Raw genomic sequence first — 12,353 nt, 5'->3', positions numbered from 1 at the left:
ACAGCTCGCTGTATCAGAGATTTTTATTGAAAAGTTTGTATTTCAGTTTTACAATAGTAAAGAGTTAGAGCTTCCAACCTCTTGGGAGCGATAGCGCTGAACCTACCGGGAGGGATATTAATGGCAAAATATACTATCGTTGATAAAGAAACATGTATCGCATGCGGCGCTTGCGGTGCTGCTGCGCCAGACATTTATGATTATGATGACGAAGGAATCGCATTTGTTACGCTTGATGACAATGAAGGCATCGTCGAGATTCCAGATGTTCTCCTTGATGATATGATGGATGCATTTGAAGGCTGCCCGACAGATTCAATCAAAGTTGCCGATGAACCATTTGACGGCGACGCAATGAAATTCGAATAACAAAAAAAGCCATCTCAAAATGAGGATGGCTTTTTTTGTTATTCTTTCCCAAAGTGTTGGTTTCGATTATTCCAAATAAATCCAGGTTAAAAGGTCTATTTATCGCGCAAGCAGCAAAGTTTACGAAGCAGCTTTTCTTAAAAGTATTTAATTTCTAATTTTCGCCTAGTTTAACTTCCTGTTTTGACAGTACGTTAACTATTATTAAAAATATTACTGATAGTAAAAGTGGGCTAAATAATATCCATGGAGCAGTTAATATATCGTTTATGCTCTGTCCAATCATACCAGCCCATTCTCCGGATTGGGATAAGTATTTTGCATCTCTTTCGGGATCTGCTGCAATATTCCCCGGCTTTATTCCCCCAATGAAATATTTAAATACCCCCAAATGAATTAATAGTAATAAATTAGCTGAAATTTGCTGTAAAAATAAACTAATTAATCGATTTTTCATAACTGGCACTATATGTTTTGTTAAGATACGCCAATTAGAAGCACCTAAGTGCATTGAGGCCTCTATGTATGAACTTTTTACTATTTCTTTCATTTCATTTGAAACAGTATTTATTAATATAGGAAAACCCACAAAAATGATGATCAAAAGCTGAATTATAATCATTTTGGTATAGCCCATTTGAGTCTTCAAGAATATAAGTTCTGGAGAAAGAATAATTACTAAAACAAAAGCCGGAATATACTGAAAGGGCATTAAAAAAAGCTGTATTTTATTGCTGACCTTCTTAAGTGGAAATACTAAAAGATAAGCACCTGTAATGCTAATTATGATTCTGGCAAGAGATACTATGGTAATAAAAAAAATAGTATATTTTGCACCATCGAGTACTCTTAAAACTAAATCATTTCCTCCTCTATCAGTTCCTAATGGATGATGAATAGATGGAGGAAATGGAGCAAATTCATTATCACCATTTTCTGTTATATGTATTCTATCAGCCTTAATATGTTCCTTAACTATTACACTATAAAATAAACTAATGATACATATCGTTATTAATATAACTAAAAGTGTTAGCAGTGGCTTTTTTTTAATAAAATTCAACATAATAAATCACACTCCCGTTTTTATAACGGCTGATTTTATTAATGAAAATATTATTCCATATGGGATTAAAATAAGAATGATGCCTATAGCAAGTACATCTTCAGACATAAAACGGTACATTAAGAGGGTAAATCCTTTCATTTGAAATAAATATTCAATAATTATCAAACTAGACAGCATAACCCAATAAATTACTGTTAAATATTGCAGTAAAGAATAACATAAATTTCTTAAAACGTGTTTAAAGAAAGTTTGACTTCTAGAGACACCTGTCGCTACTGCAAATTCAACATACATCTTTTCATATTCCTCTTCAGTAATGGCAATTAGTAATCTTATCAGCATAAACAGCGGAATAATCATTAAACAAAAAATAGGAATGACATAAACATTAGAACTAAATCCATATAATTGAAAAATCTTTATACCAGTATGTTTATAAATATAGATTATAAAGTATTGAATAGAAATAATAATAAATATATCAGGTAATATTTCAGTGATTGTAAGAATGTTCATTACAATTTTTTTAGCTTTCCTTGGCAGATAAATATAGATATATGTAACTAAAACAGCGATGATTATTGATAAAATTAGTGATATCAATAAAATGGTCATAGAATATGTATAGGCTTTAGGTAAATAACTAAATAAAGGTACAACTTCATGAGAACCCAGTATAATGTTTTTATCTCTTACTGAAAAAAGATTTATTAATACTGAGATAAATCTTTGTATATACTGCACAGGATAAAATCCAATTATTTTATTTTTGTATAAAATTGAAGGCAGTGAAGAAATTGCACAAATACTGCATAACAATACAAAAGCATTAAAAATGAGATGGCTAATAGTTTTTAAATTTATTTTTCCTTTTAACAAATATACCCTCCCTCTGCAAATTCATCCTTTACCGATTTCTTTCAGCACCTGAAGATTTGGAATTAGTAATGAAACTTTGAAAAATTTAATGCTTGTTGGTATGCCGAATAAAGGCAGGGTAATTTCAGGAAAATCCACTTACCTATTTCCCATTATACCCCAAGGTTAAAAATGGTAATAGTTCCATTTTTATTATAAGCTCTTCTCACAAATATTGTTGTTTCTTAAAAAGTTCTCGAGCCAAATCCATTGTTAAAGCAGGTTGATTGGAGCGGAAGGTGCGGAGACTCCTGCGGGATCAGCGTGACAGATGAGCCCCCGCAGACGCAAGTCGAGGAGGCTCAGCGCACGCCCCGCGGAAAGCGAAGCATCCTGGAGCGGAAATCAACCACTGGTTCAGATAGCACCAAAATTTACGGAAAACAGCTTAGAGATATTAGGACAGAGGCAAAAAAACACCGTTAATGTCTAAAGGCTGCCAACAAAGCCGGCAGCCTTTTATAGATTATCCATTTTTGATTCCAAGAAGCTCAGAGGAAAAATTCACTGCATACAAAAAAACGAAAGCTTGTTAGGCTTTCGGCTTCTGCAAAATTTAAGCATTCTTATAGCGTGACTGTTTATTGATCCAAGGCTGGAGACGTGTGAACAGCAGCATGAATACAATCCCCATTAATACACCCTTAATCATATTGAACGGAAGGATCGCTGTCGTTACAAGCTGTCTTGTTTGTTCGCCAGACATAGCCGCCCATCCCATGAACATCGTATATGCCGGAAGAAAGACAAAATAATTCAGCAGGCTCATAAGGATTGCCATTGAGACAGCCCCACCGGCTAGGCCTAATGTCATTCCTTTATTAGAGCTGGCTTTTTTATAGATATAGTATGCAGGAAGAATAAATACAACCCCTGCTACAAAATTTGCAATATGTCCAACAGGGACACCTGTAGGGCTTCCAATCATGACAAAGTCCAGCAGATTTTTAATGAATTCAACCAGAATGCCCGCCAATGGCCCAAAAATCAAGGCCGCAACAAGAGCTGGAAGATCACTGAAATCAATTTTCAGATATGGAGGCAAACCGGGAAACGGAAAATTCAGCAGCATCAAAAGATATGCCAGACTCCCAAGCATCGCCACTGTGACCATTTTTTTAACTTTACTTTCTTTCATAGTTCTCTCTCCTTCTTTTTTGTGTCTACCCCACGAAAAAGAGGATTGGTTCCATTTTTGCCTGCTGGTTCCAACAAAAAACCCTTTAATTCACATTGAAATTAAAGGGATAAATAGCGGCATCAGCAAACAAACGTTCAGCAGACATGCTGTTTTGAACGTTGCCGGAACCTCCATCTTCTCCCATCCAGACTATACTGTCGGCTTTGGAATCTCACCAAATCCTGCCCTAAGGCTCGCGGGCTTAGAAGGATGATCCTTCATCACCGCCGGTGGGGAATCTCACCCCGCCCCGAAGATAGACCTATAAAATTATCTTACACTTTTAGATTATATACGATTTTCTTTTTCTTGAAAAGTCATTTGATTATATTCTATAAAGTGCTCCTGAGATTTGGCCTGCTGGCTTACGTTCAGGCGGGAAGTATGGCAGCCCCAAACATTCCCCTCAATCCCCCTCCAGTCAGTAATTAATATCAGCATAAAGGTTTAACATAGCTTTATTTAAAAAATATATTTTCTTTTATTTCATCAGCTCCCCTTTGGAAGCAGAATTTCTTCTGATGACAGCCTTTCTGAGGTCCTTGTAAAATTATCTTTCTGGCATAATAATTCCATTAAGCGTTTACATTTGTATTTACTAAATTGACAGTTTGTAAAACCTTCTGTAAAATTGACAGAAAATTCTTATAGGCAGGTGTGCAAGGTGTATCATATTTTAATTGCGGATGCTATTAAGCCCGAAGGCCTGGGCCCTCTTCTTGAGGCGCAGGATATCCTTCTCATTAACAAAACAGTAACAGAAGCAGAAGATGAGCTTGATCAGGTTGATGCAATTCTGGTCAGGAGCGCGACAACCGTCACAGAAGAATTAATGGACCGTATGCCAAATTTAAAAATTATTGCACGTGCAGGTGTAGGCATTGATAATATCGATGTCCCGGCAGCTACTAAGCGAGGCATCGTTGTTGTAAATGCACCAGATGGAAATACTATGTCCACTGCTGAGCATACTTTTGCCATGATGGCTTCATTAATGCGCCACATTCCACAGGCACATTCTTCCCTTAAGAATGGAGAATGGAAACGCTCATCCTTCACTGGCACTGAACTATACGGAAAGACACTGGGAATCGTGGGCATGGGGCGAATTGGCAGTGAAATTGCCAAAAGGGCGAAAGTATTTGGCATGACACCTGCGGTTTATGATCCCTTTCTGACAGCAGAACGCGCTAAGAAGATGGGCGTCCTCTCTTTATCTCTTGAGGAGCTGCTGAAAACAGCCGATATCATTACCGTCCATACCCCATTGACAAAAGATACTAGGAATCTATTAAACAAAGAAAATCTCAGCACATGCAAAAAAGGTGTATACCTTCTGAATTGCGCACGCGGCGGCATTATTAATGAAGATGATTTGTATGCCCTGATACAGGAAGGCCACATTGCCGGTGCTGCCATAGATGTATTTGCAAAAGAGCCTCCTCTTGGACATAAGCTGCTTACGCTGGATTCTGTCATTGCTACTCCGCATCTCGGCGCTTCAACGAAAGAAGCTCAGCTCAATGTGGCCACACAGGTCGCTCAGGAGGTACTGCTGTTCTTAAATGGAAATCCCGTTTCCAATTCAATAAATCTCCCTGCTATATCAAAGGAATTATTTGAAAAGGTACAGCCGTATTATCAGCTTGTAAAGCAAATGGGCTCTATCGTTTCACAATGCATGAAGGAGGGAATTCACGAGATATCGGTAACCTACGCAGGGAGCGACCTTGATTTTGATCACTCAATATTGACCAAGAGCTTGATATCTGGCTTTTTCAAACACCGTTTAGATATTCCCGTCAATGAGGTAAATGCCCTTTTAGTGGCAAAAGAACGGGGAGTGACTATCGGGGAGAAAATTGCGGCTGAAACTTCCGGTTACTCGAACCTCATTACCGTCACTGCAAAAGGAGATAGGGGGCTTCTGGGCATTAGCGGGACACACATAGAGGGGTATCATTCAAGAATTGTCAGCTTAAACGGCTTTAACATTGATTTCCATCCTGAGGGGAATTTTCTTTATATTCAGCATAGAGACCGGCCCGGTGTTATTGGAAGAGTAGGAAAAATACTCGGAGACCATGATGTGAATATTGCCACTATGCAGGTAGGCCGAAAAGAAGCGGGCGGAGAAGCCATTATGGTTTTATCCTTCGATAAACGCCTTAACGAAGAAGCTTCCTGCAAACTGGGTGACTTGGATGATATCACCTTCATGTCCAGAATCACCCTGTGACTTTCAATTAAAGCATTGGCTTTGTTAGAGTACATGACTGGCGTTCTGCGCTATGGGGAATGATTCGCTTCTGAGAATCGGCGCTAGAGGCGAAATCTGGCCGCAGCCCGTGAGAGGATGGAGCACGGCAGTCCTCTGGGTGATTGTACAAAAACATTCATGTATACAAATTCAAAAAAGGAGAATGCATCTCATTCTCCTTTTTCCCATGCATTTACAGGCAAGTATAATCCCTGCTGCCCGGAGTGTCATTTATCAGCTCCAAGCATCATGCATCCATATTGACCGGGTCCAGTTGCTCCCGGAAAATGCCTGCTCCCTTTTTTCTTGAGCATGTCCGCTTTTTCCGCCAATAATTAATAACCCAACGCATAGTCCAATAATAACTGCAATCAGCAGCCTTTTTCCATAATCAAGCATCAGATACCCCCTAAGCCGTTTATACTTTTTTATGGTATGTGAAAAGGGTTCAATATAGAACGGTCTATGAGAAATGCTTTTAGTTCTGAACCTGGCTATTATTTGTTTTTGATTGACGAAATGACATTTGGAGCTTGGGGCACTCTTATTGCTCTGTTTAATTGAAAATGGCCGATTTTTGCAAGTGGCGGATTTTTAAAATTCACCCATTCATAGCCGAAATCCTTTGCTGTAAATAAAATTGCTTCTACGGTTTGCACACCCTCTTTTGTATTTTTCAGCTCGGAATCAGATGAAAGACAAATCGTTACTTTTTTTTCTTTTTTGTCTTCCATGATCTTCGTCCATTTAAGTGCCCTCGGAATCGAAGGCTTTACTCCCTCTATGGCTGGATTTTTTTTGGCTGATGCAAGGGCATCTCCTATATAGTTATATTCCATGTAAGGCACGATATAGGATGGAGATTTCTTATCGGCCTGATAAATAAGATATGTCTGCCTGAAGCTGGCCGGGAGCTTCTCTTCTCTAATCCAGCCGGTTTCCGGGAAGCTTGCTCCCGCTTTCCCATTTTCCGTTAGCGTAAATTTGGCAACATGCTGATACTTCATTGTTTGGCGGATCGTTCTCAAAAAAAGCTGATCATCTCTAATGGCGCGGCTTTTTGCCGGAATGTCTATATTTATACTGGATTCTCCGGGTTTTTTAGTAAAAGTCAGCTTAAGAGGGTAATAATCCCCTAACCCCAAGACTTTACCTTTGAGGCCATCCATATTTTTTTTCAGCACATCCAGCCTTTTGCTTTCTGAAAATTGTTTCACTTTTATTGAAACTGGAATAATTAAATTATATTGCCTGTCCGGTACCCCTATTGTAACAATCCTGTTTTTTGACAGCATGGCAGCTTCTGATTTCCCTGCCGGATCCTTGCTGCTGCCAGATCCCTGCACGTTTCCGGAAACCGCTTTATCCGAAGCCGTCTTTTGATTGCCTGCATCAGCAGCTGCAAGATTGCCACTGTCAATCTGTTTATCTGCACGTGTACTGTTTGCCTGCTTCATAGAGATTTGGCTGGAAAGATGATTTCTTTCATGAAAAAATGAAACGGAAAGCAGTACAATAATAACCAAAGAAAAAGCTGCTGTAACGGCAGGAATCCAGCTTCTCTTTCTTTTAAATAATTTTAGAGAAGAAAGAGACTGATAGACTTCTCCTTGATTGCGTTTATCACTGATTTCAGGCAATTGATGAAGCAGTTTTTTTATTTCATCATCGCTCCATCGGGATTTTTTCATTTTGCTTTCCCTCCTCTCCTATATACTCCTCCATCATTTTTTTAACGGCCTTCAAAGCTCTGTGCTGTGTGGTTTTCACCTTGCTTAAGCTCCAGTTCAGCACCTCTGCCGCCTCAGCGGTCGAAAGCCCCTGTACAAAGCGCAGCACCAGGACAGATTTTTGATCCATTGTGCAGCGGTCGAGGCTTTTATAAATTTGCTGAATATCTTCTTTTTGCAGTGCTATTTCCTCCGGCAGCGGTGCTGTGTCCTTTACAGTATATTTATTCCAATCGAAATTATGGAAAAGCCTTTCCTTAAAGCCTTTTTGCTTTCGGAAATGATCAATTGCCGCATTTCTGGCAATTGAATAAAGCCAGGTCTTTTCACTGCTTTTCCCCTGAAAATGCTCATATGACTTCAGCACCCTGATATAGACTTCCTGGACGATATCTTCTGCAGTTTCTCTGTTTCCTGTCATATAATATAAGAATTGATAAAGTTCTTTATGGTAGCCTTGATAAAGCTCATGGAAAACGGAGTCCATCTTTTCCCTCCTCCGTTAAAAATATTGTCATATTGCTATCAATGAGTCATATCTTCATCATAGTCCCATAACCCAAAAAAAGGAAGATATTCCGAGAAATATCTTCCTTTTTTTGCAGCGTCCGCGTTTCTTATGAAACAAGATTATCCGCCACGCTTTTATCCTATTTTTCATTTTCTTTCATTTTCCGAGGCAATATAAAGGTAAATGTCGTTCCTTTTCCAAGCAAGCTATTGACTGTAATCATCCCTTCATGAGCATCAATGATATTTTTTGCAATAGCAAGACCCAGTCCTGTACCTGATTGTCCTCTTGTACGCGATTTGTCTGCCTTATAAAATCGCTCAAACACAAAGGCCAAATCTCCTTCAGGAATCCCGGATCCTGTATCTTTCACATCAATGATCAAGCCTCTTCTTTCATCGATCCGCTGAAGGACTTTAACTTCGCCGCCAACTGGAGTATGACGGATGGCATTGTCAATCAGATTTGTCAGAACCTGTTCAATCCGGTCAGGATCGAAATCCCATCTGGCATCTTGGTCCTGCATATCCGTCTGGATGATAATGTCCTTTTCTTTTGCAAGTCCGGAAAATTTAGCGGCAATCCTCCCCAGATAAACATCCAGCTCTACTTCTTCATAATTTAAAACAATATGTCCTGATTCCATTCTGGCAAGATCGAGAAGATCATTCACCAGCCGGCCCATTCTTAGGGATTCATCATAAATGACCTTGGCCATTTCCATATTTTCTTCCTTGCTGCCGGCAATATCATCAATAATCGCTTCACTGTATCCCTGCACCATTGAGATCGGGGTTCTAAGTTCATGTGAAACATTTGCGATAAAATCATCACGCAGCTTATCCATTTTTCTCTCATCTGTCATATCACGGATGATGGCGACGGCCCCCCGGATACTGTTTGATCCGTATAAAGGACTGACAATCAAAACCCAATCATGCCCTTGCAGGGTGATTTCACCAATCTGTTCTTTATCCTTTTCTTCTGATGCGTTAAAAAGATTCATCAAAACAGCCGGAACTCCATCATCCGGTTCACGGTTAAATCCTTTTTCAAAATACCAGCTATGAAGAAAACGCTCTGCAGGCGGATTGGTTTCAAGGATAGCACCATCTTTATCAAAGGTAATAACACCATCTGCCATACTACTTAAAATGCTGGCTAAATGTTCCTTCTCCTGGCTGAGTTCATTAATATTAAAGCTTAACTGATTTCCCATCTGGTTAAATGCAGCCGCAAGCTCCCCGATTTCATCTTGAGTGACAATCGGGACCTTAGTGTCGAACTTTCCCCGGGCGACTTCAAGGGCAGCTTCACGCATTTTCCTAAGCGGCGCATTAATCCTTGTTGAAAGGAAAAATGCGAACACTGTTGTCAGAATGATGGCGACCCCGGCAGCAAGCAAAATGAATTTAGTCGTAGAATGAATGGCTTTCTCCATTGACTCCAGTGATTGAAACAGAAAAATTTCTTCTTTCTTTCCATCGAGCTGCAGGGGCACTCCGATTACAATAGCGGAAATTCCCTGGCTGCCCGGAATATCAGAAGGAAATATCATCTCTTTCTTAACTGTCCTTCTTTTTTTAAAAACATTTTCCAGTTCATTATCATTTTTAAGGATACTAGGTAAATTCCCTGCATTTTTATGTTCAAATGTGCTGAAAATGACTTCTTTGTTATTCAATACAAGCATTTTTGTTTCCTTGCCGACCATATCAGAAGCAATCTGCAAAACCTGATCGGTATCCGGATTATCATGGATGACTTTCACAATTCGTTCCGCTGATTTCGTTAAATCATTTTCCACCTGGTCTATCTGGAAATTTTCAAAAAACTGCATGAGCAGCACGGTCAGGATACTCAGTACAAGTGAAACCAGCAGCAAGATCGTTATCCACAGCTTTCCAACAACACTCCGCCAGAACATCAGTCAGCTGTCACCTCAAATTTATAGCCGACACCCCAAACCGTCACAATCATCCGTGCAGCATTTTCGGAGATCCGGTTCAGTTTTTCACGTAGCCGCTTAACATGTGTATCTACCGTCCGAAGATCTCCAAAAAATTCATAATGCCAGACTTCTTTTAATAGCTGTTCCCGGTCGAACACTTTATCCGGGGACTTTGCCAGAAAGTAAAGCAGTTCATATTCCTTCGGTGTAAGTGAGACTTCCTTGCCGTCCGCAGTCACCCTGTGTGCATCATTATCGATATTCAGGTGAGGAAACACAATCACATCGTGTGAAGCAATTTCAGGCTGGATAAAGCTTGCATGGGAAGATCTGCGCAAAAGAGCCTTTACCCTCAGCACCACTTCGCGCGGGCTGAAAGGCTTGACGATATAATCATCTGTGCCTGCTTCAAAGCCTTGAACACGATTTATTTCTTCTCCCTTTGCTGTCAGCATAATAATTGGGGTGGACTTCTTCTCCCGAAGCTCCCTGCATACCTCAATTCCATCCTTGCCGGGCATCATAATGTCGAGAAGAATGACATCATATTCATTTTCCAGTGCTTTTACAAGGGCAATATCGCCATTTTCCGCTTCATCAATGATATAATCTTCTCTTTCTAAATACATTCTAAGTAAACGGCGGATTCTTTCTTCATCATCTACCACCAATATCTTCAGTGTTTGATCCATGACAGATTTTCCTCCCCTTTCATTTTTTAGTACAGGGTACCTTTTCCTAAAGTCTTTGTTAAACTTGCATACCTTGGGAGTGAACCTTCTTTTGGCTCGGCTCCAGCAGGGTTTCGCCTTCAGCATCAATCTCCTGAAATCTTCAATCAGCAAAGTACAATTCATCTATGCACTTTAAAACCCCGGCATAAAAGCTGATTAATCTTGTAAATGAATCTATTTGTGAAAATACACGACATTATGTAATAAGATAAGGCCTCGGTCATATTATATCTAAAAACAACATAAAAGCGAAACACATGCTTCATGCTGCGGAAATCTTGTGTAATACGGTCCTTTTGCAAAAGCTCCGCCCATCAAGCTGGCTTAACAATGAAATCGCTTCAAGGAACACATTAAAAAAACAAGAAAAGAGCCAATTAAAAAGAACAGATCTGTACCGGACACAAAAAGAATTTTGCGTCCGGTGTAATCCGTCCTTAAAGTTTTTATGCGTATGAATGCAGGCCGGCGATAACCAGATTAACAGCAATTAAATTGAACATGATAATTAAAAAGCCGATCATGGCAAGCCAGGCGGATTTCTCTCCCTGCCATCCCTTCGAAAGCCGGAGATGCAAAAATGCTGCATAAAAGAGCCATGTGATTAATGCCCATACCTCTTTTGGATCCCATCCCCAGAACTTGGACCAGGCTGCCTGGGCCCATATCATAGCGAATATCAGTGCCCCCAAAGTGAAAATCGGGAAGCCGATCATAACAGAGCGATAGCCGATTTCGTCGAGCAAATCCAAATTGATATTTTTGACAGCCGGCTGAATGGCAGCTGAAATCCTTTTTCTTAAAATCAGCCGGATAATAGCATAGAGAATGATTCCTCCAGCAAGCGACCATACCACTGTAGTCAGTTTCTTCGCATTAATAATGGCCGGCACTTCAATGAGCGGTTCCATTTTCCCGGCAGTCTGCAATTTCCCTTCATGCGGGCCGAAAATAGCAGGCATCGTATATGTAAGCTGCTGCTGTTTGTCATGCTTGTCTGTCCAGGTAAAATCAGCTTTATAATCCATCAGTGAGAAAGCTGAAGAAGCTGCCACAAATCCCAGAGCTGTAATCAAGATGAAAAGTGATGCTTCCAGCCAAAAAGTGCTTTTGCTCCTTTTGGACTGATCAATAGACTTCAGCAGGTAAATAAGACCTGCAGCAAAGCTAATGGCCAGCACTGCTTCACCAGTTGCCGCTGTTGTCACGTGTATATAAAGCCAATAGCTTTTAAGTGATGGGATAAGGGGCGCAATTTCCCTTGGAAACATGCTTGCATAGGCAATGATGATAAGAGCAATAGGCAAAGTGATCACCCCAAGAGCAGGTGTCTTATAAATACTGTAAATAACCATGAATGCACAAACCAGCATCATTCCGAAGAATGTGGTGAATTCGAAGAGGTTGCTTACAGGTGCATGCCCGCTCACAATCCAGCGTGTCACAAAATAGCCAAGATGGGCTGCGAGACCGATCGCTGAAAGAGTTATGCCAAAAATTGCCCACTTATTTTGCTTTTTTTCCATTCCGCCTTTTTTATCCTTGATTGCCCCTCCAAAGAAAAAGGTAGCCACTAAGTACAAGATAAAAGCTGTAAACAATAAATTGCTGCTTAACCCAGCCAATATGAA

At 40.1% G+C, this 12,353-nt stretch carries 11 protein-coding genes and 1 riboswitch; of the genes, 2 read left to right on the top strand and 9 right to left on the bottom strand.

The annotated features are described in order from the left end of the window. Nucleotides 1-120: 120 nt before the first annotated feature. Nucleotides 121-369 (top strand): ferredoxin, encoded by a 249-nt coding sequence (locus BM126_RS09715; RefSeq protein ID WP_071351144.1) that lies wholly within the window; start codon nucleotides 121-123, stop codon nucleotides 367-369. Between the two features lie 154 nt (nucleotides 370-523). Here BM126_RS09715 and BM126_RS09710 read toward each other — a convergent pair whose 3' ends face one another. The 3 genes from BM126_RS09710 to BM126_RS09695 all read right to left on the bottom strand — a co-directional run bounded on the left by BM126_RS09710 (nucleotide 524) and on the right by BM126_RS09695 (nucleotide 3,494). Continuing rightward, nucleotides 524-1,435, bottom strand: a complete 912-nt coding sequence (locus BM126_RS09710) for an ABC transporter permease subunit (protein WP_090989304.1) — start codon at nucleotides 1,433-1,435, stop codon at nucleotides 524-526. A gap of 6 nt (nucleotides 1,436-1,441) precedes the next feature. Further along, a complete protein-coding gene (locus BM126_RS09705; protein WP_090989303.1) occupies nucleotides 1,442-2,317 on the bottom strand; it encodes an ABC transporter permease subunit in 876 nt (291 codons plus the stop codon). Nucleotides 2,318-2,912: 595 nt separating this feature from the next. Beyond that, complete coding sequence (locus BM126_RS09695) at nucleotides 2,913-3,494, bottom strand: ECF transporter S component (protein WP_090989301.1); 582 nt, start codon at nucleotides 3,492-3,494, stop codon at nucleotides 2,913-2,915. A 171-nt stretch (nucleotides 3,495-3,665) separates the two neighbouring features. Further along, nucleotides 3,666-3,798: riboswitch (FMN riboswitch) on the bottom strand. A gap of 402 nt (nucleotides 3,799-4,200) precedes the next feature. Here BM126_RS09695 and serA point away from each other — a divergent pair. Beyond that, nucleotides 4,201-5,775 carry a phosphoglycerate dehydrogenase gene (gene serA, locus BM126_RS09690; RefSeq protein ID WP_090989300.1) on the top strand — a complete coding sequence of 525 codons (1,575 nt, stop codon included), beginning with the start codon at nucleotides 4,201-4,203 and terminating at the stop codon, nucleotides 5,773-5,775. A 255-nt stretch (nucleotides 5,776-6,030) separates the two neighbouring features. Here the strand turns inward: serA and BM126_RS22305 are convergent, their stop codons facing one another. The 6 genes from BM126_RS22305 to ccsB all read right to left on the bottom strand — a co-directional run bounded on the left by BM126_RS22305 (nucleotide 6,031) and on the right by ccsB (nucleotide 12,347). Next, nucleotides 6,031-6,195 (bottom strand): hypothetical protein, encoded by a 165-nt coding sequence (locus BM126_RS22305; protein WP_177201380.1) that lies wholly within the window; start codon nucleotides 6,193-6,195, stop codon nucleotides 6,031-6,033. A 98-nt stretch (nucleotides 6,196-6,293) separates the two neighbouring features. Further along, on the bottom strand, nucleotides 6,294-7,487 hold the full coding sequence (locus tag BM126_RS09685; RefSeq protein ID WP_090989299.1) for a hypothetical protein: 1,194 nt from the start codon (nucleotides 7,485-7,487) through the stop codon (nucleotides 6,294-6,296). Continuing rightward, entirely contained in the window at nucleotides 7,462-8,013 is a 552-nt protein-coding gene (gene sigX, locus BM126_RS09680; protein WP_090989298.1) for an RNA polymerase sigma factor SigX, read from the bottom strand. Before sigX ends, BM126_RS09685 begins: the two co-directional genes overlap by 26 nt. Before the next feature lie 163 nt (nucleotides 8,014-8,176). Beyond that, nucleotides 8,177-9,967, bottom strand: coding sequence for an ATP-binding protein (locus tag BM126_RS09675; protein WP_090989297.1), 1,791 nt, complete (start codon nucleotides 9,965-9,967; stop codon nucleotides 8,177-8,179). Further along, entirely contained in the window at nucleotides 9,964-10,680 is a 717-nt protein-coding gene (locus BM126_RS09670) for a response regulator transcription factor (RefSeq protein ID WP_071350431.1), read from the bottom strand. The genes BM126_RS09675 and BM126_RS09670 overlap by 4 nt, the downstream gene beginning before the upstream one ends. A gap of 488 nt (nucleotides 10,681-11,168) precedes the next feature. Then, nucleotides 11,169-12,347 carry a c-type cytochrome biogenesis protein CcsB gene (ccsB, locus tag BM126_RS09665; RefSeq protein ID WP_090989296.1) on the bottom strand — a complete coding sequence of 393 codons (1,179 nt, stop codon included), beginning with the start codon at nucleotides 12,345-12,347 and terminating at the stop codon, nucleotides 11,169-11,171. Nucleotides 12,348-12,353 lie beyond the last annotated feature (6 nt).

Origin of the sequence: Bacillus sp. OV322, from assembly GCF_900112495.1 — a bacterium.
Classification (GTDB): domain Bacteria; phylum Bacillota; class Bacilli; order Bacillales; family DSM-1321; genus Peribacillus.
The sequence above is the reverse complement of the archived record's forward strand: the minus strand, read 5'-3'. Positions and strand labels throughout refer to the sequence as shown.

What these genes read in the sequence shown, in the direction of transcription:
- BM126_RS09715 (WP_071351144.1), top strand. Translation starts at nt 121, where the DNA reads ATGGCAAAATATACTATCGTTGATAAAGAAACATGTATCGCATGCGGC.
- BM126_RS09710 (WP_090989304.1), bottom strand. Translation starts at nt 1,435, where the DNA reads ATGTTGAATTTTATTAAAAAAAAGCCACTGCTAACACTTTTAGTTATA.
- BM126_RS09695 (WP_090989301.1), bottom strand. Translation starts at nt 3,494, where the DNA reads ATGAAAGAAAGTAAAGTTAAAAAAATGGTCACAGTGGCGATGCTTGGG.
- BM126_RS22305 (WP_177201380.1), bottom strand. Translation starts at nt 6,195, where the DNA reads ATGCTTGATTATGGAAAAAGGCTGCTGATTGCAGTTATTATTGGACTA.
- BM126_RS09685 (WP_090989299.1), bottom strand. Translation starts at nt 7,487, where the DNA reads ATGAAAAAATCCCGATGGAGCGATGATGAAATAAAAAAACTGCTTCAT.
- sigX (WP_090989298.1), bottom strand. Translation starts at nt 8,013, where the DNA reads ATGGACTCCGTTTTCCATGAGCTTTATCAAGGCTACCATAAAGAACTT.
- BM126_RS09670 (WP_071350431.1), bottom strand. Translation starts at nt 10,680, where the DNA reads ATGGATCAAACACTGAAGATATTGGTGGTAGATGATGAAGAAAGAATC.